Source organism: Corynebacterium sp. c25Ua_89, from assembly GCF_047459735.1.
In the GTDB taxonomy this organism is placed as follows: Bacteria; Actinomycetota; Actinomycetes; order Mycobacteriales; family Mycobacteriaceae; genus Corynebacterium; species Corynebacterium simulans.
Map to the genome: position 1 here is coordinate 1 of NZ_JASBOD010000003.1, position 24,023 is coordinate 24,023.

General features: G+C 59.1%; 25 protein-coding genes. 14 read left to right on the forward strand and 11 right to left on the reverse strand.

The window, feature by feature from the left end; genetic code table 11:
• From QKB66_RS05370 to QKB66_RS05385, 4 genes are all read left to right on the forward strand, one after another.
• The coding region (locus QKB66_RS05370; protein WP_414252865.1) for a sensor histidine kinase at positions 1-584 on the forward strand (584 nt) is incomplete at its 5' end.
• A complete protein-coding gene (locus QKB66_RS05375) occupies positions 581-1,222 on the forward strand; it encodes a response regulator transcription factor (RefSeq protein WP_005530578.1) in 642 nt (213 codons plus the stop codon). The genes QKB66_RS05370 and QKB66_RS05375, both read left to right, overlap by 4 nt.
• Positions 1,219-2,625: a DUF5129 domain-containing protein gene (locus QKB66_RS05380; RefSeq protein WP_248092872.1), complete on the forward strand. Its 1,407-nt coding sequence runs from the start codon at positions 1,219-1,221 to the stop codon at positions 2,623-2,625. The genes QKB66_RS05375 and QKB66_RS05380 overlap by 4 nt, the downstream gene beginning before the upstream one ends.
• 81 nt (positions 2,626-2,706) lie before the next feature.
• Positions 2,707-3,537 (forward strand): alpha/beta fold hydrolase, encoded by an 831-nt coding sequence (locus tag QKB66_RS05385; protein ID WP_414252866.1) that lies wholly within the window; start codon positions 2,707-2,709, stop codon positions 3,535-3,537.
• Positions 3,538-3,759: 222 nt separating this feature from the next.
• Here QKB66_RS05385 and QKB66_RS05390 read toward each other — a convergent pair whose 3' ends face one another.
• Positions 3,760-4,260: a hypothetical protein gene (locus QKB66_RS05390; RefSeq protein ID WP_049151470.1), complete on the reverse strand. Its 501-nt coding sequence runs from the start codon at positions 4,258-4,260 to the stop codon at positions 3,760-3,762.
• 97 nt (positions 4,261-4,357) lie between these two features.
• A complete protein-coding gene (locus QKB66_RS05395) occupies positions 4,358-4,753 on the reverse strand; it encodes an NUDIX hydrolase (protein WP_414252867.1) in 396 nt (131 codons plus the stop codon).
• Positions 4,754-5,027: 274 nt separating this feature from the next.
• Here QKB66_RS05395 and QKB66_RS05400 point away from each other — a divergent pair, with 274 nt between their 5' ends.
• Complete coding sequence (locus QKB66_RS05400) at positions 5,028-5,252, forward strand: helix-turn-helix transcriptional regulator (RefSeq protein WP_049151474.1); 225 nt, start codon at positions 5,028-5,030, stop codon at positions 5,250-5,252.
• On the opposite strand, the gene QKB66_RS05405 is transcribed toward QKB66_RS05400, so the two are convergent.
• From QKB66_RS05405 to QKB66_RS05420, 4 genes are all read right to left on the reverse strand, one after another.
• Positions 5,249-5,905 (reverse strand): hypothetical protein, encoded by a 657-nt coding sequence (locus QKB66_RS05405; RefSeq protein WP_239299312.1) that lies wholly within the window; start codon positions 5,903-5,905, stop codon positions 5,249-5,251. The two genes, QKB66_RS05400 and QKB66_RS05405, sit on opposite strands and share 4 nt — an antisense overlap.
• A gap of 27 nt (positions 5,906-5,932) precedes the next feature.
• Entirely contained in the window at positions 5,933-6,388 is a 456-nt protein-coding gene (locus tag QKB66_RS05410) for a hypothetical protein (RefSeq protein ID WP_414252868.1), read from the reverse strand.
• 139 nt (positions 6,389-6,527) lie between these two features.
• Positions 6,528-7,670, reverse strand: coding sequence for an HNH endonuclease signature motif containing protein (locus QKB66_RS05415; RefSeq protein WP_311518731.1), 1,143 nt, complete (start codon positions 7,668-7,670; stop codon positions 6,528-6,530).
• Positions 7,671-7,777: 107 nt separating this feature from the next.
• Positions 7,778-9,085, reverse strand: coding sequence for a M20/M25/M40 family metallo-hydrolase (locus tag QKB66_RS05420; RefSeq protein ID WP_414252869.1), 1,308 nt, complete (start codon positions 9,083-9,085; stop codon positions 7,778-7,780).
• 77 nt (positions 9,086-9,162) lie between these two features.
• Here QKB66_RS05420 and bioB point away from each other — a divergent pair, with 77 nt between their 5' ends.
• Together bioB and QKB66_RS05430 are read left to right on the forward strand one after the other, a co-directional pair.
• Positions 9,163-10,143, forward strand: a complete 981-nt coding sequence (gene bioB, locus QKB66_RS05425) for a biotin synthase BioB (RefSeq protein ID WP_070497468.1) — start codon at positions 9,163-9,165, stop codon at positions 10,141-10,143.
• Positions 10,143-10,394 (forward strand): hypothetical protein, encoded by a 252-nt coding sequence (locus QKB66_RS05430; protein WP_248092879.1) that lies wholly within the window; start codon positions 10,143-10,145, stop codon positions 10,392-10,394. The genes bioB and QKB66_RS05430 overlap by 1 nt, the downstream gene beginning before the upstream one ends.
• On the opposite strand, the gene QKB66_RS05435 is transcribed toward QKB66_RS05430, so the two are convergent.
• Positions 10,391-11,368: a lipase family alpha/beta hydrolase gene (locus tag QKB66_RS05435; RefSeq protein WP_248092880.1), complete on the reverse strand. Its 978-nt coding sequence runs from the start codon at positions 11,366-11,368 to the stop codon at positions 10,391-10,393. The genes QKB66_RS05430 and QKB66_RS05435 overlap by 4 nt on opposite strands.
• A 183-nt stretch (positions 11,369-11,551) precedes the next feature.
• Here QKB66_RS05435 and amn point away from each other — a divergent pair, with 183 nt between their 5' ends.
• The 4 genes from amn to QKB66_RS05455 all read left to right on the forward strand — a co-directional run bounded on the left by amn (position 11,552) and on the right by QKB66_RS05455 (position 15,620).
• Positions 11,552-12,937: an AMP nucleosidase gene (amn, locus tag QKB66_RS05440; RefSeq protein ID WP_414252870.1), complete on the forward strand. Its 1,386-nt coding sequence runs from the start codon at positions 11,552-11,554 to the stop codon at positions 12,935-12,937.
• A 73-nt stretch (positions 12,938-13,010) separates the two neighbouring features.
• Positions 13,011-13,523, forward strand: a complete 513-nt coding sequence (locus QKB66_RS05445) for a phosphoribosyltransferase (protein ID WP_248092882.1) — start codon at positions 13,011-13,013, stop codon at positions 13,521-13,523.
• A 21-nt stretch (positions 13,524-13,544) separates the two neighbouring features.
• Positions 13,545-15,020: a SulP family inorganic anion transporter gene (locus tag QKB66_RS05450; RefSeq protein WP_414252871.1), complete on the forward strand. Its 1,476-nt coding sequence runs from the start codon at positions 13,545-13,547 to the stop codon at positions 15,018-15,020.
• A gap of 114 nt (positions 15,021-15,134) precedes the next feature.
• Positions 15,135-15,620 carry a ferritin gene (locus QKB66_RS05455; RefSeq protein WP_248092884.1) on the forward strand — a complete coding sequence of 162 codons (486 nt, stop codon included), beginning with the start codon at positions 15,135-15,137 and terminating at the stop codon, positions 15,618-15,620.
• Here the strand turns inward: QKB66_RS05455 and QKB66_RS05460 are convergent.
• Positions 15,617-16,678, reverse strand: a complete 1,062-nt coding sequence (locus tag QKB66_RS05460) for an ROK family protein (RefSeq protein WP_414252872.1) — start codon at positions 16,676-16,678, stop codon at positions 15,617-15,619. The two genes, QKB66_RS05455 and QKB66_RS05460, sit on opposite strands and share 4 nt — an antisense overlap.
• A gap of 96 nt (positions 16,679-16,774) precedes the next feature.
• Between QKB66_RS05460 and QKB66_RS05465 the strand changes: the two genes are divergently transcribed.
• Entirely contained in the window at positions 16,775-17,344 is a 570-nt protein-coding gene (locus tag QKB66_RS05465) for a TIGR00730 family Rossman fold protein (RefSeq protein WP_061920146.1), read from the forward strand.
• A gap of 69 nt (positions 17,345-17,413) precedes the next feature.
• The gene (locus QKB66_RS05470) at positions 17,414-19,081 is read left to right on the forward strand and encodes a DUF885 domain-containing protein (protein ID WP_248092887.1); all 1,668 of its coding nucleotides are present in this window, start codon (positions 17,414-17,416) and stop codon (positions 19,079-19,081) included.
• Here the strand turns inward: QKB66_RS05470 and QKB66_RS05475 are convergent.
• Positions 19,078-20,166: an AbrB family transcriptional regulator gene (locus QKB66_RS05475; protein WP_070433352.1), complete on the reverse strand. Its 1,089-nt coding sequence runs from the start codon at positions 20,164-20,166 to the stop codon at positions 19,078-19,080. The genes QKB66_RS05470 and QKB66_RS05475 overlap by 4 nt on opposite strands.
• Positions 20,167-20,265: 99 nt before the next feature.
• Between QKB66_RS05475 and QKB66_RS05480 the strand changes: the two genes are divergently transcribed.
• Complete coding sequence (locus tag QKB66_RS05480) at positions 20,266-21,048, forward strand: TSUP family transporter (protein ID WP_083281314.1); 783 nt, start codon at positions 20,266-20,268, stop codon at positions 21,046-21,048.
• Here the strand turns inward: QKB66_RS05480 and QKB66_RS05485 are convergent, their stop codons facing one another.
• Positions 21,049-23,316, reverse strand: coding sequence for an ATP-dependent RNA helicase (locus tag QKB66_RS05485; protein ID WP_414252873.1), 2,268 nt, complete (start codon positions 23,314-23,316; stop codon positions 21,049-21,051).
• Entirely contained in the window at positions 23,317-23,982 is a 666-nt protein-coding gene (locus QKB66_RS05490) for a sugar O-acetyltransferase (RefSeq protein ID WP_070433354.1), read from the reverse strand.
• Positions 23,983-24,023 lie beyond the last annotated feature (41 nt).

Sequence of the window (24,023 nt, forward strand, 5' to 3'; positions counted from 1 at the left end):
TGGAGAGCGATGCGCGAGCCACGCTTATCGACGCCTTCTCCGGCGAGCGCCGCCGCATCGAACGGGAGCTACACGACGGCCCGCAGCAGTACCTCACCGCGCTCAAGCTCAACCTAGCCGCGGCGAAAAGGGGAGACACCGCGGCTCTCGACGCCGCCGACCACAACGCCAGCCTCGCTCTTGCCGCATTGCGCGATACGGTCCGCGGCATCGCGCCACAGGTCCTCTTCGATAATGGCCTGATTCCGGCTCTCGAAGAACTCCTCGTCCATTCCGGGCTGGAGACCACCCTCGAATGCAAGGGCGTAGAACGCTCCCTTGATGAAACCAGCGCCTTGTTGGCCTATCACTGCGTGGCAGAGGGGCTAACCAACGCCGTAAAGCACGGTGAGGCCACTGCAGCGACTGTGAAGCTGGATTACCGAGAAGGAATAAAAATTTCCATCACCGATAACGGGCACGGGTTAACCGCAGGCGAGGGAACCGGCATCGCCGGCCTGGAAGAGCGCGCCATAGCCCTGGGCGGAAGCGTGAAACTAGAAGACACTGATCAGGGCGCACGGTTAAGGATGAAACTGCCATGAAAATTTTGCTTGCTGAAGACTCCGCCCTGCTGCGTGCGGCAATCGAACAACTCCTGCGTTCCTTGGACCATGAGGTCACCACGGTCGAAGATGCTGATCAATTGCGTGCTGCGGCAGAAGGATTCGACATCATTGTCACCGACGTCAGGATGCCGCCGCTTTTGCAGGACGACGGCCTGCGAGCAGTCAATGAGATTCGCAAACGTACGCCCGAGCAGCCCGTCGTGGTGTTGAGCCAATACGTCGCCGCCAGCTACCTGGACGGACTCATCGAACACGGGGGATTCGGCTATCTTCTCAAGGAAAGAATCGCCGATGTGGATGAGTTCATCCATGCACTGGATACGGTCTCTGCAGGTGGCACCGTGGTAGATCCGGAAGTCGTGAGTACTTTGCTCTCCTCCCGGAAGATGGGCGTCGATAAGCTCACGCCCCGAGAACGCGAGGTACTAGCCTTGATGGCACAAGGCGCCAGCAATCGCGAGATCGAAGGCAAGCTCGTGCTCACTGCCGGTGCAGTAAGCAAACACGTGGCGAATGTTTTCATGAAGCTCGGGTTCAGCCCCGAAGACGAAAACCGCCGCGTCAAGGCAGTCCTGGCATGGCTGCGCACCAAGCGAGAATGGAGATTGGAATGAAAAAGATTCTGGCGGCATCTGCAGCAGCAGCGCTTTTGGTTGGCGGCGGCACTGCTTTCGGTGTTGCCACGCTTGCGGCATCTCCGGAGCAAGCAGATTATTCCGTCGAGAGGTCCGCAGACGTCAAGGTCGAGATCATGGATCCCGAAGATGTCTTAAACCCCGATGACGAAGCACGCATGCGTCGTGACGTTGAGCGAATCCACTTCGCAGCTCCGGTCAAGCAGCTGAACTACCTTGTCTTCAAAAAGAACAAGGACGAGGTAGAAGATTCCGTCGAAGAGTATCTACGCGATAATCACCCAGACCTCATTGGCGATGACCATTTCACCGATGGCCAGCTCTTCGTTGGCGTGGGCCTCGATCCACGTCAGGCTTTCATCTTCGCGGGCAACGATGTGGCGAAGGACCTGTCCCTGGAACTCGATGATGGCCATTTGGAAGACGCAATCGAAGAGATCAAACCGGGCGTGAAGGCAGGAAATATCCCGGCAGGTCTTTTCGCTGGCGCTGACTATGCTGCCGATGCAGACAAGGTCAGTGAGGAGCTTTATTCCGATGCTAAGGCTAACCGCGGTCTCGGTATTGGCTTTGGTGGTTTCGGCGCAGGTGCGGCTGCCGGAGGAATCGTGGCTGCGGTGGGCGCTACGCGGCGTCGGAAAGCGCAGCGTATTGCGACCGCCCGTGAGGATTGGAAATACGTTTCACGGGCTTATGGGGATATCGCTCAACGCTTGAATGCCATCGACGTGCGTGCGCACTCTTTGCAATCAGCGCTTGTCGACGCCCGGATGCGCGAGGAATGGGAGCAATTGCGCGACGAGTTCCTCAATCTCGACGATAAAGTTAGCCCTTTTGCCAGCCTGAACGAGCAGTCCTCCGACGAGGACTTCGAACAAGCGGCGAGTGGAATCGAGGAAGCGAAATCCATCTGTGATCGCGTAGATACCGCAGAACACAACATCGACCGTCTGTATGCCGTCGAGCATGCTGACGTTAACGCGCGCCGCAAGGAACTCTATGAGCTACGCAAGGACCTGATTGAGGCGCGCACGGAATCCACGGGCGGGGTCGCGGAAGAAGCATCCCGGCTAATTGCCGTTTCCGAGGAGATCGATGCGGCCGCGCCTGAATTTATGGATCGTTACCTCGAGCTAGTGGAGCGCGCAGCCACGCTCTTTGGGCAGATCCAAACGCAGTTACAAAAGGAAAACGAAGCGGATGAGTTGGCGGCGCGCCCGCGTATTGACGAGTCTTCCTTCTATCCGGGAGTGGGTTATCACGGATTCGTACCTTTTATGGCGATCAGCTCATGGAATAGCGCTTCCGTAGCTTCTTCACCCAATGTGAGCAGCAACTTTAGCTCGGGGTTCTCCGGCGCTGGTGGTGCCTCGAGTTTCTGACACTTTGAGTATTATCCGAACGTACACACCCGGCCACCCTATCTTGAATAAAATCCGTGAGCAGGGTCTATTCTGTGGGGCATGCGTCGAATTACCACCTTCCTCACGGCTTCTTTTCTAGCCGCTACCGTGTCCATCGCACCTGCTCAAGCTGCTACTTTTGAGACCTCAGTGCCAGAGAGCTACGGCATCAACGATCCGAGCTGCGTTTCTGAGGTTGAGCCAGTGGTTCTCATTCATGGCACCAGCGACAATTCCTCGGCGTGGACGGATCTGATTCCGCGGCTGCAGGAGCAAAACATGTGCGTGTGGGCATTCGACTACGGCGCGGACGATGTCACGTTGCAGAATGCTATCCCGGCCATGAAGGCGATTGGGGATCTTGATGCTTCTGCTCGCGAGATTGCAGAGCAAATCGAGTATGTTCGGTCCGCTACTGGCTCTGACAAAGTCAACCTCGTGGGCCATTCCCAGGGCGGGCTGCACACCAAGACTTTCACGCAGCTCTACGGTTCCCCAGAGGAGGTCTCCCGTGTTGTCGCAATCGGTGGCAACTATCACGGCACTACGCTGAGCGGTATGGGACCTGCGTTGAGTGATATTGCCAAGGTTATGCCGAAGCTGGCTGCCTTCTTGGGCACTACGGCCGGCATTCAGCAGCTGCAGGGCTCGGACTTTATTGAGAAAATGAACAAACTGCCCGATACCGCGCCGGGGGTTAAGTACACCTCGATCTATAGCCCGGCGGATACCACCGTCACGCCGAACGAAACCTCGAAGCTTACTGCGGTACCAGGCGCCGACGTTGAAAACGTCAGCTTGGGCGACGTCTGTGAGGCCCCAGCAGCGCATCCAGATCTGCCGCACGATTCTTGCGCGCTCGATCAGGTTATGTGGGGTCTTACCCGCTAATGATTCATGGGGCACTCGCTTGTCGACGTCGTGGCAAACAAGTGCGCTACCTGCCGCGAGTGGTTCGGGTCCTATGCCCCGCGATGAGCAGGCCGTCATGTGCGGTGCATGCGGCACGCAGATGGACTATGCCACCTATACCGCCACGTACAAATGCGTCCGCTGCGGGCACACATTCAATACTGGATGTGCGCTGCACGCGGACGAGTACTTTCTGTCCTCCTAGAAGGAAGAAAGCTGCGAAACCTGGGACTGTGCCTGGGAGAAGAGATCCTGGATGATCTTGTTGATGTCCGGAATGCGGAAGACCTGCGGGCCAACCGGCACATCAACCGTAGGCTGGCCAGGAACCACACCAACCGAAATCACGTTTGCTGGGGCAGGTGCTGGTTTTGGAGCTGGAGCTGGTTTTGGAGCTGGAGCTGGGGCCGGAGCGCCACCATTTAGACCACAACGCGCGATTGCCTCATCCGCGCGCGCGATGGCATCGCGGATTTCGCCACCACGCGGGTGGAAATTAGCCGCGGCGAGCGCCTGGGACTTCTTGGAGTTGTAGTCGGAAGCGTTGGTGTAATAGCGGCTTGCCTGATCGCAGGAGATCTGGCCCGCAGGAACCTTCGCGAGGTAGTCATCCACCATGTCGGCGGAGGCGGCTGGAGTGGCAAGGGAAACGGTGATTGCGGTGGCTGCAGTCAACAGTGCGGACTTACGTACTTTGCTCATGCAGGCCATTGTGTCATGAAAGTGCAGTAAGTGGAAGGTTTACGCGGCCAAAGACAGCAACTCCAACATGTCGCTCTATGCTGCTCGTGACCGCAATCTAACAATGCTTCTCGCGTAGTGCAGGGGTTTTCAGAAGCGGTGCGAGTTCAACGTGAGGTTCGGCCAAATCTACCCATGCGTACTCGGCAATCTCCGCTGCAATGTTTGGGATGACAGGGGATGGATAGCTGAAGACATCTGCAATGACCTCATGATTTTTCTCGTTGGCGGCGGCTGCGCGGAAGGTGCCGCGTGGGCTAAGTAGGGCGCCATCAAGCGTGACGCCAATTTCCTCTCCAACCTCGCGCACTGCAGCTTGGAGGGGTGTTTCGTCGGCGTCTGGCTTACCGCCCGGAAACTGAAACGCGGTGGTGTTTTTCTTTCGCACGCAAAGGACATGGCCTTCTGAGTTGTGGAAAATGACAGCGCTTACGTGAATTTCTGGTGTTGGCATGCGGTGAGCTTATCAACAGTGAAGTCACCCCTTTCAGTATGTAGTACATGTGCTACTGGTCCGGACACCTATCGCGGTGGATCTCGGATAATCCTGCGCAGTGGGAGTACGGCGGAGAATTCACCCCTGTGCTAGCTGTGGGGGTTCTTCTTACTTGGATCATCGTTGGATTTATAGTTGTTATTGCCTTGCTACGCTATAGCTTCCGCAAGGAGACTTTTGGCTCCCTCGCCAATATCCAATCCAAGACTCGGGCCCAAATCGGAATTTAGAAATGACTGAAGATATAGTTCACAACCGCATCGCTGTGATGCGTACTGACCGGCGAATCAGCCGACGTGAACTCGCCGAGGCCCTAGGCATTCACTATCAGACGATTGGTTACCTAGAGCGCGGCGAGTCTGCACCGTCGTTGCATCTTGCTTTGCGTATTGCGCAGTATTTTGGAGTGCCGGTGGAATCCGTTTTTTCCTTGGATGAATTCTCGCCGTTGTCTTAGCGGTTTGCCACCTTATTTACTTGCTTTTCCATGAGCTGGCGGAGTGCTTGTTCATCGTGCGAGCTGACGCTGACGACGGCGTCGTCGACAAGCGCGTGCGCCACGAATTCGCTCTCGCCAGGTTCACCGACTAGCGGGTTCCCAGCGTTCTCGATGGTTACCTTTGCGGCTTGCAAGTTCTCGACGCCTTCTATCTGCAAATCGAGCGGTGTGGTGGAGTAATCGCTGACGATTCCGCTGACGTCATTGGAAAAGGAAGCGCACTCCGCGAGGTCAGCGGGGAAGGGGAGCGTCTCTGGGTTCGTGCTTAGAGAGACCGTGGCATTGATATCTCCAGCGTTGAAATCGGCGGCGGAGAATGTATCCGGATTCTTGTAAATCTTGGCGATGAAATCCATCGCTGAGGTGGCAAGCGGTGCGCATTGCTCGGGGGTCGTGGTCTTTTCGGAGTCGCTGGAGACGAGGTCCTCGGTGAGAGCTTGGTCTTCGGTGCTCACTAGCTCGTTGATGTTTGAATATTCGTATCCTTCTGGCGCATCTTCTGCGGAGAGAATGTGATCATGGGCGTCAACTGGCGGCTTTGGTGCTGCGGGTTCTTGCTGGGAGCAACCAGAGAGAAGTACGGCGAGAAGAATGAAAGAGATCTTTTTCATGCAAAAATTATAAATGGAATTTTTGTTTTAAGTAGAGATCCAAATATTCATTGAAATTAAGGCAACAAGCACGATGATTCCGCCAATGAGGTTTGTTCGCAGCGGTTCTTGTTCAACCTCGCTCCACCGGCCGTGGAAGATGAAACCCATCGGGGCGAAGGTGAGCACGCCGAAATCGGAAATGCAGACGAGGATCTTTTCGCCGATGCTCAGCGATGCGTCACTAACAGCAACATAAAGTAGCTGCAGCGCGCACATCGCTGAGGCGCCAATGAGCCACGGCCAGAATGCCATTGCCCATTGGGCTTTGCGGTCATCCCCGGCGAAGCGCTTGATGTACGGCGCAAAGTGCCAAGCGGTGGCGAACATGCCTGCCACACCCACCGCGCACATGACTAATTGCACCCATGCGGGCCAACCGAGTGCATCCACAACCGTTGCTGTGTCACCAGCGCCAGCGGGCGTGATGACGAAATAACACACGCCCTCCATGATGGAAGCAAAGCTGAACCAGATCCATACAAGGCGTCTTGGTTGTAGCAGCGAGCAGATGATACCGCTGAGCAGGCTAAAGATAGGCCCCGCGGCAGCAATCAAAGCGGTGTGCGGGTCATGGTTGTGACTAGCTCTTTATCTCCTCCTTTAAAGCAGCGGCCTGCTCGTGGGCACGGCGACGCCTACTTGCGATGGCCTGCGCGAAAGTCTGCGCCCAGTTCTTCTCAGCGATGGGCCCGGTGGGCTCGGTGGATTTCCACGTCCCATCTTCGAAGAGCCAGAAGATATCCCCGGTGTATGGGTCCATGATGTAGAAGGCTGTGCCATCCGTTTTGATGTTGTGGTGGTGCTGGCACAGGCAAGCAAGATTTGCGGGGGTTGTTGGGCCACCGTCGGCGAAATTGACGCGATGGTCCGTCTGGCACTTATGGGCCGGATGGTTGCAGCCCGGGTAGCGGCAGGTGCCGTCGCGGCCCTCAACATACTTTCGGATATTCGCCGGAGTGACGTAGTTCTTGCTTTCGGCGTATGGGTCGACCTCGTGGACCTCCGAAGGGGAAACGGGAGTACGGGACCAACCGTGGCCTTGGATGAAGGTTGGCGCGCCGGGGATGTCAGTTGCTTGGTAGGTGTGCAGGATGACCTTTGGTTGGGCCTCGCCGAGGATGAGGCGCGTCATGGCCTGGGCGAGTGGAATCTGCTCGGCCTCGGCGAAGGCGCGTACCGCCTGGTCGACGCTCGCGATGGTTTCTGGATCTGCTTCCAGCGTTACGGAGAATGGGTCGGTGCTGTATCGACCACGGCGGCGCGTATCTTGCAGGGCAATCGTGTCATCTTCGGCGCTAATGAGCTCATTGAGTTTGCGTTTGATATTTGCTTGCGTGGGCGGGACTTGGTTCGCACGCTTTGGTGTGAGGTACTTGGTGATGCCTGCGTCGATGCGGGCGAGGGCGCCGGCAAGCGGTTCCCCAAGCTTGTCTAAGGACTCGTTGATGGCGATAAGCCGATCTAAATCTAGGTGGAGATAGCGCTCTTGGAGAGCATGTAGTTCTGGCATGGATTCGAGGCGATCTAAAGCCATGAAAATTTTGGAAATGCGCGTAGGGCTAACGCCGGTGGCAGAAAACATTCTCTGCACCGCGAGCTCAATATCGTTATCGAATTCCGGCAGATGCTCGCGCCAGAAGCGCAGCTCTGCATGCCGGATTTGTGCGGCGGCTTGGGCTATTTCGTCTTCGGGGTTGGTGTGAGAGTGGTAGGGCACTTTCATAGCAAGAGGTTCCTCACCGTTAAAGTGTTTCGAACTAACTTACGAATCACACTTTAAAACATGCCCCGGACACGGCTTGCCGACGCCGACTTTTTCCAGGTAGTGGCCTACTTTTCGGAAGAAAGGAACCGCGTTACAAGTGAGTCATAAGCGCGCACTGTAAGCTCCAAATCCTCGAGATAAAGATGCTCGTCGTGGCTGTGTAGCTGGGAGTTGGCGCTCGCCATATCGCGGGCTTCGGCATGCATGGCAAAGCCATAGGCGTTGCCGCCCATACGGCGCGCGAAACGCAGATCGGACCCACCCGTGGCGTGGACTGGAACCACATCTTTATCGGGGAAGAACTCTTTGGAGGTTGCCTCAATCGCGTGCCAGAGCTTCGAATCGGTGGAAGATTGCGTGGCGTCTTCCGTAATCAGGTGCTCGATTTCTACCTCGTCAGCAAGATCTCCTAGTGCCTCGCGCAGAAAGTCATCGAGCTCATCCTGGGTCTGGCCTGGGAAGGGGCGGATATCCATCTCCAGGTAGGCGTGGGAAGGCAGCACGTTGATTGCGCCGCCAGCACGTAGGACGGTCTCGGCGATGGTGGTGTGGCTAAACGCGTGAGCGTAGGCGGCAAGATCGCCGAACTTCGAGTAATCGCCGGTACCTGCAATTAGTGCCGCCTCTGTTTCTGGATCGAACTTGAAGGTCTTGACGAATCCCTCCCAGATCTCATTCGAAGCAACGGGCGGTTCAGCAGCGGCGATGCGGCGTGCGACCTCGCCGATCTTCAAAATTGCAAAGTCCTTGCCATAGGGCGTGGATCCGTGGCCGGCGTCGCCATGCACGTGGATGCGGCGCTGGCCGGCGCCCTTTTCGCCCACATTAAAGCCCACCGCGTCGGGTAGGTGGCTGCCGCCGGTCTCGGACAGGCAGTTCTTCCACGAAAACGCATCCGGGTGCTGCTCCGACATGAACTTCACGCCGAGCCCGCCGCGGGCTTCTTCGTCGGCCATGCCTACGAATGCAAGGGTGCCGCCTGGGTTGCCCTCCTGGGCAATCTTGCGGGTGACCGCCGCCATGGAGGCGGTAATAAAGAGCATGTCGACGGCGCCACGGCCGTAGAGCTTGCCGTCTTCAATGAGGGCGTCGAAAGGCGGCTTGGTCCACTTCGGCTCGTCAACGGGAACCACATCCGTGTGTCCCATGAGGGTAAGCGGCTCCTTTTCTGGATCGCCTGGGACGGTGACAACGATGCTCACTCGCGAGGGGTGGGATTCATAACGCGCGATGGAGACGTCGGTGCCCGCAAAGAACTTCTCCAAGGTGTCGGCGTTGCGCACCTCGTTGCCGGAGTCCGGCGTGAGGTCATTGACGCAGGCATTGCGGATGAGTTCTTGCAGTAGTTCCAGGGTGTCGTCGTAAAGCGTCATGCGTTTAAGGGTAGCCGCCGGGTGAAATTTCGGTTCTTTTAACAAAAATTGAACGACGTTCAAGTACGCTGCTCTCCATGAGCATTATCGATATCGCCCGTGATAAAGCCTTAGGCCAGGGAATTGGTCTCAGCCAAGAAGAATTGCTGGAAGTGCTGCAGGTTCCGGATGAGCAGCTCGAGGAAATCGCAGACATTGCGCACCAGACTCGCCTGAAGTGGTGCGGCCCGGATGTTTCCGTGGAGGGAATTATCTCGATTAAGACCGGCGGTTGCCCTGAGGATTGCCATTTCTGCTCGCAGTCCGGTCTTTTTGAGTCCCCGGTGCGTGCTGCCCGCCTGAACATTCCGGAGTTGGTGGAGGCCGCCAAGAAGACCGCCAAGACTGGTGCGACGGAGTTTTGCATCGTTGCCGCTGTAAAGTCGCCGGATGAGAACTTGCTTTCCCAGGTCGCGGAGGCAATCCCGGCGATTTTGGATGAAGTCGATATCGAGATTTCTTGTTCCCTTGGCACGCTGACCCGCGAGCAGGCGCAGCGCCTGAAGGACATGGGTGCCCAGCGCTATAACCACAACTTGGAAACCTCTCGTTCTTTCTTCCCCAACGTGGTGACTACGCATACCTGGGACGAACGCAAGGAGACCCTGGAGAACGTGCGTGCGGTGGGCATGGAAGTATGCTCCGGCGGCATCATCGGCATGGGTGAGTCCTTGGAGGATCGCGCGGAGTTCGCGTACCAGCTCGCGCAGATCGAGCCTTGTGAGGTCCCGATGAACTTCCTCGATCCTCGTCCTGGCACCCCATTCGCGGATTACCCGCTGGTTCCGCTGGGTGAAGCGCTGCGCGCCGTTGCCGCTTTCCGCTTGGCGATGCCGTCTGTGACCTTGCGCTTTGCAGGCGGCCGCGAGCTTTCGCTTGGCGACGACGGCACAGAGAAGGGACTGCTCGGCGGCATCAACGCGATCATTGCGGGCAATTACCTGACCACGCTTGGCCGTCAGATTGAGAAGGACGTCGACATGCTGGGCCGCATCGATCTGCCGATCAAGGCTCTGTAATGGATGAGTTGGCTGCTGCCGTATTGGCAGGGGAGGAGCCAATCTTCCATCCGAATACCGGCGAGCCGTTTAAAGACGCGCACCTGCATCCAGCGGCGGCCGCCGGCTTGGACGTGCCGCGTTTTTGCCAGATCTGTGGCCGCCGCATGGTGGCGCAGGTCCGACCCGATGGATGGAGCACGAAGTGTTCACGCCACGGAGAATTGGATTCGGATTGGCTCTACGTGGAGACGCTGCCTTCTTCTAACTAATCAATCAGTTCTAGAAGAGTGCGCACGATGGCGTGGACGCGTTTATCAAGCGGCATGTCTTCGTGCATGACCACGGCGCGTTTGTCGAAGTCTTGGACGTAGATGTTGCGCACGGTGCCGTCTGCTACTTTGCTGCCGTCGAGGAAGCAGGTCTCGGGCGGCACTACGACGGCATCGTTCTTGGTGGCGATGCAGGTATAGCTGACGCCGGGCTCTAGATCGCCATCGATATTTGTATCCAGCAGCACTTTGCTGCCGACGATCTGTTGCATGCCGGCGGGACCGAACCAACCATCGATGATGGAGCGCATGACGGATTCTTGACGGCTGCCGCGGATGAGCCGGCTTACGATGCCGCCTTGGGTGGTGCCGTGGTTGGGCGAGCTCAAGCAGATGAGGTGCCGTACCTTTTCCGCACCCCCGGTGATGCGCATCCAGTAGCGGGCGAGCAGGCCGCCTTGGGAGTGGCCGATGAGGATTACTTTTTCGGCTCCGGTGACGGAGAGGATGGCGTCGATGTAGGCGCCCAATTGTTGGGCGGATTCGGGGATGGGCTGGGTGGCGCGGTGGCCGTAGTCGGGGGCGAATACCGCCCAGCCGTCCTCACGTAGCTGGGTGCCTAAGATTTGCCAGATGCCCTTAGTGTCGCAGGTGCCGTGGATTAAAACCACTGGCCAGGGGCGTTCGACGGTGGGGCGAGCGGACCAGTCATCTTCGAAGACGCCGCGGGGTTTGATGCGCGCGCCAAGTGGCAGGGTGGCGGCGGTGTCGGCCTCGAGTACTTTTTCTCCCGGGGTGGTAGCGGTCTGGGCTTGCAGGCGGGAAGCGATTTCTTGGGAGACTTCCTCGCGCAGCGCGATGGCGCTGGCCGGGGTGGCTATTCCGTAGCGTGGGGAGTCCTCGCTAGGGCGCCAAAACTTCCCGAGCTGCTCGGAGATTGAGTTTCGCAGTTCAACGATCGGATCCGGTGCCATGAATTAACACTCTACCCCTTGACCATCATTCAAAAGGTTTATAAACTAAGGCTTGCCTAATCACGGGTGGCTACTTGAAGGGATGCGCTCCACTTCCTCTTTAAGAGCCGAAGATTAGTCATGGGGAGAAAGCCCGCCAGTGCGCAGCTGGCGGGCTTTCGCATTCCAAGTAGACTCGCTGGCATGACTGACCTGCAGCGCGTCCATTCCGTTGACGAGGCAGTGCGCCGCCTCATCCAGCTCTATGACAATTCTTGTGCGATCGCCCGGGCAGGCGACGTCGAGAAGCATTCGCAGGTGCTCTATCCCAAGATTGTGGTGGATGTCTTGGAGTGGCGGCCCATCGACCGTTCCGAGCCTTTTGGATACGTGGACGGAAAGGGGCGCTATTCGGCGGTTATCTCTAAGCCGCATCTTCTCCGGAGCTATTTGCGGGAGCAGCTCACCCGATTAACGGAGAATTATCCGTGCGAGATGTACGTGGGTTATTCGGGCCGTCGCATTGCGCCGGAGTACATTTCCGGGGTGGATCCTGATAATCGTGGGGAACTTCCGCGGCCCACGTTGGACGAGGTCAATGACGCGATTATCGACGGCGAGTGGGAAGCGTTCCACGGCGCTGAAAAGCCGTTGTTCCACTTTGGGCCACAGCGTTTCGATATCGCCTGCGCGCGCATCGAGCATTACACGGGCATCGAGGTCGATACCGTGCAGAAGTACATTCTGTTTACGAATTACGCGATGCATACCACCGAGTTCGTGAAGTTTGGCTTGCGCGAGCTGACGAAGGAGGACTCGCGTTATACGGCACTGGTGTTGCCTTCCGGGGAGACCATTCATTCCAATGACGCGGTGCTTGTCGATGTCGATGAACTCATGCTTACTTCCCGCTATCAGATGCCGCGTTTCGATCTGATCACCGCGGGCGGGGATGGAATCACGATGATCAACATTGGTGTCGGTCCTTCGAATGCCAAGACCATCACCGATTGCCTTGCGGTATTGCGCCCGGAGGCATGGATCATGATTGGCCACTGCGCGGGCCTGGATGGGCGCATGCGAATAGGTGACCTGATTTTGGGCAATGCTTATCAGCGCAAGGACAACATTTTGGATAGCAAGGTAGATCCTGGAAATCCGATCCCCGCCATCCCCGAGGTGCAAAGGATGCTGGAGGCCTCCGTGCTGGAGGTATATGGCGATGAGAATCCGCTGATGCGTACCGGCACCGTTTTGTCTACCGATGACCGCAACTGGGAATGGCGCACCTCGCAGGATCTCTGGCAGTGGCTGCAGCACTCTACTGCGGTCGCAGTAGATATGGAATCGTGCACGCTCGCCGCGAATGGGTATCGCTATCGCATTCCTTATGGAACACTGCTTTCTGTCTCGGACTTGCCCCTGCATGCAGTGCCAAAGCTACCCGCGGGAGCCCAGGCCTTCTATTCCAATTCCAAGGAGGCGCACGTGATGTGTGCGGTGCGCGCGGTGGAACAGCTGGCTGAGAACCCGGATCGCTTGCGTACCCGCAAGCTGCGCCGGACTTTGGGCGAGGTTCCCTTCCGGTAGGTGCCTTTTCTTTGGCAGGCATCGCTCGTTAAACTACAAAGAAAGCCCATGACGCAAAAGGAGCCACGCAAGCGTGTCTGAAAATTGGATCCACCCGGACCGAGAAAACCTCACCTGGGAGGTCTTCGGCGAGGCGAGCCGTAACCTGTCGGAACAGATTGTGGAATCTGGTTGGTTCCCAGACCTCATCGTGGGCGTCGCCCGCGGCGGCCTGATCCCAGCCGGCGCTATTGGTTATGCCATCGGCGTGAAGGCCATGGGCGCAATCAATGTGGAGTTTTATACCGATATTGGTCAGACTCTGGAAGAGCCAGTAATTCTGTCCCCCCAGCTGGATACAGATTCGCTCAAGGGCAAGAAGGTACTGGTAGTCGATGATGTTGCGGACTCGGGCAAGACCCTGGATTTGGTGGTTAACCTGCTCAAGGAAACCGCAGACGATGTGCGCTCGGCCGTCATTTATACCAAGCCAAAGACCATTTTCGAGCCGGACTTCTCGTGGAAGAAGACCGATCAGTGGATCAACTTCGCGTGGTCTGTGTTGCCCGTCATCACCGCAGATGGCTCATTTAAGGAAGGCTCCTAAAGTCCACTAGTATGTGCAGGCGTGATTAAAGAAGAGCCTGCTCCGACCAGCGTTATCGCCAGTTTCCGCTATGCATTTTCTTCGCCTGCGCGCCTGCGCATGGAGGTCTTTGGTGGTCTCGCGGTAGCGCTAGCGCTGATTCCGGAGGTGCTGAGCTTTTCCATTCTGGCTGGCCTCGATCCGCGGGTTGGCCTTTTTGCTTCGGTGATAATGGCGATTGCCATTGCCTTTACCGGCGGCCGCCCGGCCATGGTTTCTGCCGCGGCGGGCGCAGTGGCGCTGGTTATCGCGCCGCTTTCGCACAGCCACGGGCTTGATTTTGTGGTTGCCACCATCTTGTTGGCCGGCGTGCTGCAGATAGTTTTAGCGCTGCTGGGCGTCGCCAAGCTCATGCGTTTTATTCCGCGCTCGGTGATGACGGGATTTGTTAATGCGCTTGGCATCATGATGTTTACAGCGCAGTTGCCGCATCTTAAGCATGTGCCGTGGATGGTATACGTTCTGGTGGGCGTGGGTCTTGTCAGCATGCTGGGCCTGCCGCGGCTGACCACCGTGATTCCGGCGCCGCTGATGACCATCCTCGTGGTGACTGTGCTGGCCATCGCGTGCGGCTGGGAGGTGCCGGACGTGGCGGACCAAGGCGAGCTGCCAACGAGCCTGCCGGGACTGTTTATCCCAGACGTGCCTATGAACTTCGAAACGCTGGAGCTGATTGCCCCGTACGCGGTCGGCGTGGCGCTGGTGGGCTTGATGGAATCTTTGCTCACCGCGAAGCTGGTCGATGACATTACGGATACCCATTCCGATAAAACGCGCGAGTCCTTTGGCCAGGGGGTGGGCAACATCTTGTCGGCGCTGATTGGCGGCATGGGCGTGTGCGCCATGATTGGCCAGACCATGATCAACGTGAAGGGCGCGCAGGCACGCACGCGCTTGTCGACGTTCCTCGCCGGCGTCTTCCTGCTCATCCTCGTCGTTGTGCTGGGAGAGACCGTCGGACGCATTCCGATGGCAGCGCTCGTGGCCGTGATGATCATCGTTGCCGGAACCACCGTGGACTGGCATTCGATAACACCGCGCACGCTGTGCTTGATGCCGCTTTCAGAAACCGTGGTGATGCTCGTGACGGTCGCGGGCACGCTGCTCACGCATAACTTGGCGGTTGGTGTCGTGGCTGGCGTGCTGACGGCGTCGGTTGCCTTCGCTCGCCGCGTGGCGCATTTGGTCACGGTGAAGCTAGAAGGAAATACCTACTTTGTGCGCGGGCAGCTTTTCTTCGCCTCTTCTAATGACTTGGTCTACTCGTTTGATTACACGCTGCCGGTGGAGAAGGTTGTCATCGATATGTCGGGCGCGGAGATTTGGGATGCCTCTACGGTGGCAACTCTCGATAGCGTGCAGGAGAAGTACCGCGACCGCGGCGTGGACGTGGAGTTTTGTGGCCTCGACGGCGCTAGCTTGCAGCGGCTTGAGCGCTTGACCGGTAAGTTTGCTTAAGCAAACCTTGCTAGCGCTAACTAAAAACTTCTGTATTCTCGGGGAGGTACTTAATAATTGCCCTGGTTTGATAGGAAAAAAATTAGGGCCACGTCCAGAAGAAAGGTTCCTGACATGGACGAGAAGCTGCAAACCCTCCTGAACAATCAGGTCAACAACGAGCACGGCGCTGCTCTTATCTACACCCAGCTGGCATACGAGATGGATAACCTCTCCTTCCCAGGTATGCGCGACTGGTTCTACGCGCAGGCAGAAGAGGAGCGCGCGCACGCGCAGAAGTTCGCGCAGCACCTGCTGGACCGCGGCTACCGAGTAGAGCTTTCTGACATCCCAGTTCCTTCCATCAAGGCAGCTACCCCGCTGGATGCTTTCGAGGCGGCTTTCGCGCACGAGCAGAAGGTCTCCGAGCAGATTCGCGAGATCGCGCGCACCGCTGATGCGGCCGGCGATCTGGATTCCCGCTCCATGATCAACTGGTTCCTGGAGGAGCAGATCGAGGAGGAGTCCACCGTCAGCGAGATCATCGACCAGATCAAGCTCGTGGGCAACGATGGCTCCGGCCTCCTGCGCATCGACGCAGAGCTTTCCTCCCGCGGCTAAGCCTTTAGCTCGAGCGGCACGCGCAGCAGGGGATCGAGCGCAATTGCGCGGGTAATCGCCCCCACGATCTCCTGATGTGAGGGGATGAGACGTAGCTGGGTGGACTTTCCGGCTTTTTCTCGTACGACTGCCGCGAAGCGTTTCGGCGCTGCAGGGTCATCAAGGAATGCTCCACCGGCGAGCACAACAGTGGTGGGCTCATGTTCCTTGATGAGCCGTGCCGCGACAAGGCCTAGATGGCGAGCGCGTTCATCGAGTATCTCGCGGTGTGCGGAGGTATCGACGCTGTCTAGCCTTTTCTGCACGGCGGCGGTAGTTAAGGTTTCCTCTGGGTGGGGCACCTCTGCGACGGAAGGCAGGGGGATGATCTGGGAGACTTCGTCGCCGATGGAAAGCGCGGCGCCGATTGAGTCATCCGCAAAAAGAACTAGAACTGGATCAGTATTTCCAAGTTCCGCGGCTTGGGTTTCGGAGCCCAAGATTGCGGGCACGGCGGAGGAAACCACAACGGGCACGCTGAACTGATAGCGCAGGCGCTCTGCGATATCGACGTCGACCCAGCCCAGGTTTGCGGCGGTGACGCGGCCCGCGGCGTCGACAGCGCCGGAGGTGGTAATGCCCGCGGAGACCAGTTTGCGGTCGAGGCCTGCGCTTAGACGATGGACGCCGGCCATGATGTGCTCGATGAAGTCCTCCTCGCTCAGCTGCGCGACGGGGGTAGGTACGTCATCTTCGCGGATGGTGCGCCCGAGCGTGTCGTAGAAGCCGATGTGGGTCTGCGAGGTACCCACGGCGATTCCGGCCAGGATCCAGTCATTTTCGGCAACTTCGAGTGGAACCGTGGGGCGCCCGCGGCCGCGGGAACGGGTGAGATCGTTTCTTTCCTGGACGAGGCCCGCCTGGAGCAGCGCCGCGGTGGCGCGGGTGATGGTGGGCTGGGAAAGTCCTGTTGCCTCGACGAGCTCACTGCGTGTGATGATGGGGTTTAAACGCACGAGGTGAAGGCACTTAGCCGCTGGGGTGCGCGGGCGAGTGAACACGGGGCCAGGTTTGAGCATAATTAGAAGTATAGATTTGCTAGACCGTATTGTCTAGCATGTATCCGTAGGATTAGACAACATTGTCTAAGAGCTTCTTTCTATAGTGTGGTGTCCATGGATTCAATTGCGGTTTATTGCGGTTCGGCCACCGGTAACTCGGAAGCATATATCGAAGCAGCCCGGCAGCTGGGTGGGCAGCTGGCAGATCGTGGAATCAACTTGGTTTACGGCGGCGGCAACGTGGGGCTCATGGGCGTGGTAGCGGATGCATGTCTGGCAGGAGGCGGAACGGTAACCGGCGTGATTCCCGAGCAGCTGGTGGACCTAGAGCTTTCACATCCTGGCCTGACCTCACTCGAAGTGGTGGAGACCATGGCGCAGCGCAAGACCCGCATGGAGGACTTGGCAGATGGCTACGTGTGTCTGCCGGGCGGCGTGGGCACCCTCGAAGAGCTCGCGGAGGTGCTGACCATGCAGCAACTAGGCCACGTCGACGGCCCCGTTGGCTTGGTGGACGTCGCCGGATTCTGGCGTCCTTTCGTGGACATGTTCGCGGGCATGTCAGAGGCGGGCTTCGTGCAGCGCCGCTTTGTGGATGCGATCGTGCTTGAGCCAACGCCAGCGCAGGTTCTGGATGCCTTTGCGGGTTGGACTAATCCCGGGATGAAGTGGGATAACAAGTAGCTAACAAGCTGACAACGTTTGGCGCCTGGGTTGGCCCTGGGCTCCAGGTAGAGGATAGACTTCACCCTCATGAGTTCAGAGCCAAACCAGAGCCGCCATCCTTCCCTCTTGGACGCGGCCTGCGATAACTTTGTGCACGATCTTGCGGAGCTAAGCCCTACCGAAGCAACGGCGTGGGGCATCCCGGGATTCGAAGGCGAGCTGCAGGATTTCTCGCCGGAGTACTACGCGGCTATTGCTGACCGCACCCGTGACATGGTCGCTGACGTCGATGCTCTGGATGACACCACTGACGAGTCCGATGACGAAGATGACTTCGACGATGTGGATTATGTGACCGCAGCCGTCTTGCGCGATCGCCTTTGCCTGGAGCTGGACTTGCACCACCACGGCGAGGATATGCGCAACCTCAACAACATCGCCTCCCCAGTGCAGACCATTCGCGATACTTTGCTGCTGATGCCGCAGGACACCCCTGAGCAGCTTGATGCTATTCGCTCGCGCCTGTCCAAGGTTGGTGGCGCACTAAGCGGATACAAGGATTCCTTGCAGGAGTCGGCAGCACATGGCCTGATTCCGCCGCATCGCCAGATCAATGAAGTCTTCGTCCAGTGTGAGCGGCTTGCCGACGCCGGTTCCATGTTGGAGGGCCTTGGCGTCGAGGGTACTGAGGTCGAGGCGGCAAAGAGCGCTTTTGGGCAGTTCGCTGATTGGCTCTCCAATGAACTACAGCCGCAGGCTTCCACCGAGGATGCGGTGGGCCGTGACCGCTATGAGCGGTTTTCCAAGCTTTTCGTCGGCGATACCGTCGATCTTGATGAGGCCTACGAGTGGGGCCTGGAGCGCGTCCAAGAAATCCGTGCTGAGCAGGAAAAGATCGCGCACGAGTTGTATGGCTCTGAATGCACCGTGAAGGCCGCGATGCGCAACCTCAACCAAGAGGAGCGCTACGTGCTGGAGGGCACCGATGCGCTCGTGGAATGGATGCAGGGCACGGCGGAGAAAGTCATCAAGGATTTGGATGGCACCGAGTTCGACATTCCGGAGCAGATCCGCGATATCGAATGCTGCATCGATCCTGCCGGTACAGGCGGCATCTTTTATACCCCGCCTGCAGATGATTTCTCGCGTCCCGGCCGCATGTGGTGGTCAGTTCCGGCCGGCCAGGAGCGTTTCCACACCTGGCAGGAGCTGACCACGGTTCACCACGAGGGCGTGCCGGGCCATCATCTGCAGCTGGGTTCTGCGCTGGTCCAAGATGATCTCAACCTGTGGCGCCGTGCGGTGACCTGGAACTCGGGCCACGGCGAAGGCTGGGCGCTTTACGCTGAGGCGCTCATGGCGGAGCTGGGTTATATGGAGGATCCGGGATTCCGCATGGGGCTTCTCGACGCCCAGCGTTTCCGCGCCGCCCGCGTTGTGGTGGACATCGGATTGCACTTGGGCAAGAAGCTGCCGGACTGCAGCAACTCTGGCAAGTGGGATAAGGCCCACGTGAAGACCTTCATGCGCGAAAACACCGCGATGGATGACGCGAACCTCAACTTCGAGGTCAACCGCTACCTGGGCTGGCCGGGGCAGGCGCCTTCCTATGCGTTGGGCGAGCGCCTATGGCAGCAGACCAGGCAGGAGGCCGTTGAGCAGGGAATGAGCGTGCGGGACTTCCACTCCGAGGCCCTGGCGCTCGGCTCTGTCCCCATGTCCGTGCTGCGCGAGGCTGTACTGGAGACTGACTAAGGGCGCAGACGCTTTGCCAAGCGTAGGAGTTGTGGCAAATAACCAGCGACGACGAGGACCGCTATGAGGCGGGTGAGCTGGACTGCGATGACCGCGGGGCCGGCCCCGCCCTCGGCCGAGAGTGCGAGTACGGTCTCCAGCGCGCCGGGGCTGGTGGCCAGGTAGGCCTCGAAGTAGGAAATGTGTAGCCACATGGTCAGCGGCCAGGCGGTGGCCGCGCAGATGCCGATAATGACCACGATGAACAAAATTGTGGCAGGCAGCTGCTTGGCAAAGGCCTTGAGCGCCGGCAGCGAAAGCCCGCCGCCGCAGACCCAGCCGATGGACAAAAACGCCATCACCTTAAAGGCGTAGAGTGGCTCGAGCGTGTGGCCCTCCGGCAACACGAAAGAGGCTAGCACTGTCAGCAGCAAGGGACCGAGCACCGCGGCTGCGGGGAGGTGGAGGAACCTGCCTACCTTTTCGCCGATGAAGGCAATGGCGATCACTAGGGCAACTATCCACCAGGTGGTTTCGCCGTCGACCGAAAGATCCGCTCCCTTGCCGGCGGGCGTGTCCAATAGGGCGACCACGGCCGGTAGCGATACCGAGACTACTAAGAGGCGCAGGTATTGGGTGAGGGCGACGTAGCGGAAGTCGGCACCGAGTTCGTCGGCAAGCGCGGGCATGAGCGAAGCACCACCCGGCAGCATAGATAAAATACCGGTTTCGGAAGAGACATCCTGTGGCCGTGCGCGGTGTAAGAGTTGGCCGCCGATAACTCCCACCATCAGAGTGACAAGGGAGATCGTCAGGGCGGCAGGCAGGAAGCCAAGCAATTGGCCCACCGGAACCACGGTCAGCGGGATGGCAGCCATGATGCCAATAAAGCCGCGCGACAGGCTATAAAAACTCCGGTTTACGTGCAGATCTTCCCCGGTAAAAAGCGCCATGGCGCCGGAGGAAAGGATCGCTGCCAAAATCCAGGCCGCAGGTACGTGCCACATGCTAAAGAGCCAGCCCAGTACGACTGATGCTGGAATAACAATGGCCCACCGTGCCACGGTACGGGCACTAAGCCGGGTGCCTTCCTGTTGTGCGGCCATGCGAGCCTCCCGGTTCTGCTGCGGAAAAGTATAATGCCTGCTTTTCTCCACTACGGGGAGGGCAGTAGGCGGGTTATCACCTTACATCATTCAAGATTTATGATCGGGGGCGTGGAAATCGATGTGGTGCAGTGGATAATTCTCTTCTTTGGTACTGCGGCCGCGGGATGGGTCGATGCGGTCATCGGCGGTGGCGGATTGATCTTGATCCCGATGCTGCTGGCGGTCCTGCCGGGCCTTGCTCCGGCCGCTGCTTTGGGCACTAGCAAGCTCGCCGCGGTGACCGGCACCGGATCCGCTGCCGTGACCCTCGCTCGCAAGGTGAAGCTGGACAAGGCAGAAATGGCGCGCTTCATCCTCATCGCGCTGGTCTGCTCCGGATTGGGGGCCAGCGTGGCCTCGAGCCTCGATAAAGACATCATGCGCCCCATCATCATCGTGCTCATGGTGGCCGTGGGCATCTTCGTTGCCTTCAAGCCAGATTTTGGCAACAGCGACTCGGCCGGTATCCGTGGCGGGTGGCGGACCGTCGTGGTCTTGGTGCTCTCCGGCATCATTTCCTTTTATGATGGCATCTTCGGTCCGGGTACCGGAATGTTTTTGATCATGGCGTTTACCTCTATTTTTGCGCAGAATTTTTTGACCTCTGCGGCCATGGCCAAGGTAGTCAATACAGCTACCAACCTCGGTGCGCTTATCGTATTTATTATTGGCGGGCACGTGTGGTGGACGCTTGGCATCGTGCTCGGTGTAGCCAATATCGCCGGCGCACTCCTCGGCGCTCGTACCGTACTTGGTGGCGGCGCCAAATTCATCCGCTACGCGTTACTTACCTTGGTCGTGGTCATGAGCTGCTACCTGGGCTGGCAGCAATGGGGCTAACTACATTCGGTTTTTGGTGCGCGCGGTAGCAACCGCGTTCCACGGGTCCTCCGGCCACGGGTGTTTGGGGTAGCGCCCGCGCATATCGGCGCGCACGCCAGCATAGGGGCCGGACCAGAAGCTGGCGAGATCATCGGTCACCGCGAGTGGCCGCCCGGCGGGGGAGAGCAGGTGGAATTGCACGCGGTGGCCGCAGTATTCGGGAGATGCGGCCAGGCCGAAGCATTCTTGTAGCTTGATGTGAACCACGGGGCGATCGCCGGACCAGTCGATTCGTGCGTCCCGGCCGGAGGGGACTGGGAGGCGTTCAGGGGCGAGCTCGTCCAGGTGGGTGGCTTCTGGCCAGGGCAGAAGGCGTTGCAGCGCGGGGTACATGTCGAGCTTGGCGGCGGGGGTTCCTTCCGCGATGCGGTGGAGTTCGGATCCGAGCCACTCGGCGGGATCCGCCTGCTCCACGTCTGGCCACGGCTCGCCAAAGTGGGCGTGCAGGTGGCGCAGGCGGTCTTTTAAACTTTGGGCCTTCTCGCTGAAGGTAAAGAGGCCTAGGCCTTCTTCACGGATGCCGGCGGCAAGTGCCCCCTCGGCTGCGGGGCCGGTGACTTTGACAGGGGTTTCAGAAAGCGTGATGGCGCCCGCGGCCTTGACTTTGACGCCGCGCACACGGCCATCGCGCAGGAAGGCGCGGGTTTCTTCGGTGACGCCGATGGCCGCCAGAGCTGCGGTTTCCTCGATGCGGGCGGCCGAGCGGATGATGGCATTGCCCGCATTAGACAGGGAAACCTCCGCGATGGCGAGCCACGGGGAACCGGTGAGGCCCGAGCTATCGAGCAGGCGCGCGCGGGTGCCGCTAGCCAGCAGGTAGTCCTCGCCCATGCGCTTGGCCACCTGCTCGGGAAAGGCGGTGGCGACGACCTCCCCGGGATCGGCGGGGCCGAGATCGTCTACGAGACGTGCAAGCCGCTTGACCTCTTTTTGAGGTGGGCGGTGACGGGTGAGATCGGGGGTTAAGGGGGCGTCGGCAAGCGAGGCGATAACGGGCGCGGCCTGGCTGCCGTGGCGGAGCAAGGAGGCGCCGAGGCGCGGATCGGTGGGCAGGAGGGCAAGCTCCTGTGTGGCACCAATGCGCTTGAGCGTTGCCTGCGCGGATGCGAGGGCCTGGGCTGGGGGCGGATCGAGCAGCGGGAAATCGGGGCCCGCGCCCCAGCAGTCCAAAAACAGCGCGGCCTGGGTTAGGTCCGCGGAGAGGATCTCCGGAGTAGTGTGTGGGGAAAAGTGCTGATAATCGTCCTGCGAATAGCAGCGAATCACGGTGCCTGGTGCCTCACGGCCAGCACGACCAGCGCGCTGGTCGGCACTCGACTTTGAGGTAGACACCGTCACTAGCCCGGACATGCCGCGTTGGGTGTCGCGCCGGGGAACGCGGGAAAGCCCGGCATCTACCACCACGCGCACGCCCGGCACGGTAAGCGAGGACTCCGCGATAGAGGTAGCTACGACGATGCGCTGTTCATCGGTATATAGCGCGGCGTCTTGCTCCGCGGTGGTCTGCTTGCCGTGCAGCGGGAACACATTATGGCCCTGCAGCGCTTCACAGACGAGGTTTACTTCGCGCACGCCTGGCACAAAGACCAGCGTTGATTCCTGCTGACAGGCTGCCTGCTTGGCGATGTCCCCGTAAAACTCCCTCGTTCCCGCCGCCCTGCCCGGCAGGGGCGCGTAATGGATATCAAGCGGATGGGTCACCGCCTCGGTCACGTGCACGGGTGCGTCCATAAGTTGGGAAAAGCGCTGTGCATCCACGGTGGCGGACATGGCGATGACGCGAAAGTCCTCACGCAATTCGGTCAGCTCCAGGCACATGCCTAGCACCAAATCCGTATCGAGCTGGCGCTCGTGGACCTCATCGATGGCAACGGCGGACACGCCCTCGAGCTCCGGATCCTTAAGCAGGCGGCGCAGCAGCACGCCCGGCGTGACGAACTCGACCTCGCTGCCCTTGCGGGACTCGCCTCGGATGGCGAAGCCGACCTTGTCCGGGGTGCCGCTAAGCGTGCTTAATCGCTGCGCGGCCGCGCGCACGGCCACACGACGTGGGGCGGTGACAATGACTTTGCCACCTCCTGCCGCATGATTGGCTAGCGCCGGTGGCACGAGTGTGGTCTTACCCGTGCCGGGCGGGGCCTGGATGACGACGTTTCCGGTTTCCGGCAGCGAATCGATGGTCTCGGCGACGGGCAGACCATCGCCGATGCGAGCGAGATCAAACATTTACTTGGCGGCTCCAAAACCTTCGACAGGACCGTTGAGATCCTGGCGTTCCCAGACCTCTTCATTGTCTTCCAGCTCGCGCACCACGCGGCCGGGTGATCCCAGGACCAGCGAATTATCCGGGATATCGGTGGTAATAAGTGTGCCTGCGCCGATGACACAGTTCTTTCCGATGGTGATGCCTGGCAGCACAGTGACGTTGGCACCGAGCCAGGTGTTGTCACCGATGGTGATGGGCTTGGCTATCTCCCACCCACCAGCGCGCATCTCATGATCGTTTACCGGATGCCCCACCGTAATCAGGGAGCAATTGGGGCCCACCATGACGCCATCACCGAGCATCACCTGGGCCTGGGCCAAAATGGTAGCGCCAAAGTTAATGAAGACGCGCTCGCCGCATACTAGATTGCAGCCGTACTCCAGATTCAACGGCACATGCAGGCCTGGCACCGCGGAATCTTCCGGCAGTATCTCGTGCAAAATGCCTTCGGCACGCTCCTGGTCCGTATTGTGCAGCTCGTTGAGCTGCTTTACCAAGCGAAAAGTGCGCTGGTGCTCTTTCTTCGCCTCCGGCATGCTCGGCAAGAACCACTCCCCACCGGTCATTCGCTCCCATGAGCCGTAGCGTTCCAAGTCCTGCCGCTCCTGTGCATCCATGGTGGTCATTGTAGAGGGTGAGTGGATCGATTTATTGGGGTGCTCGGATT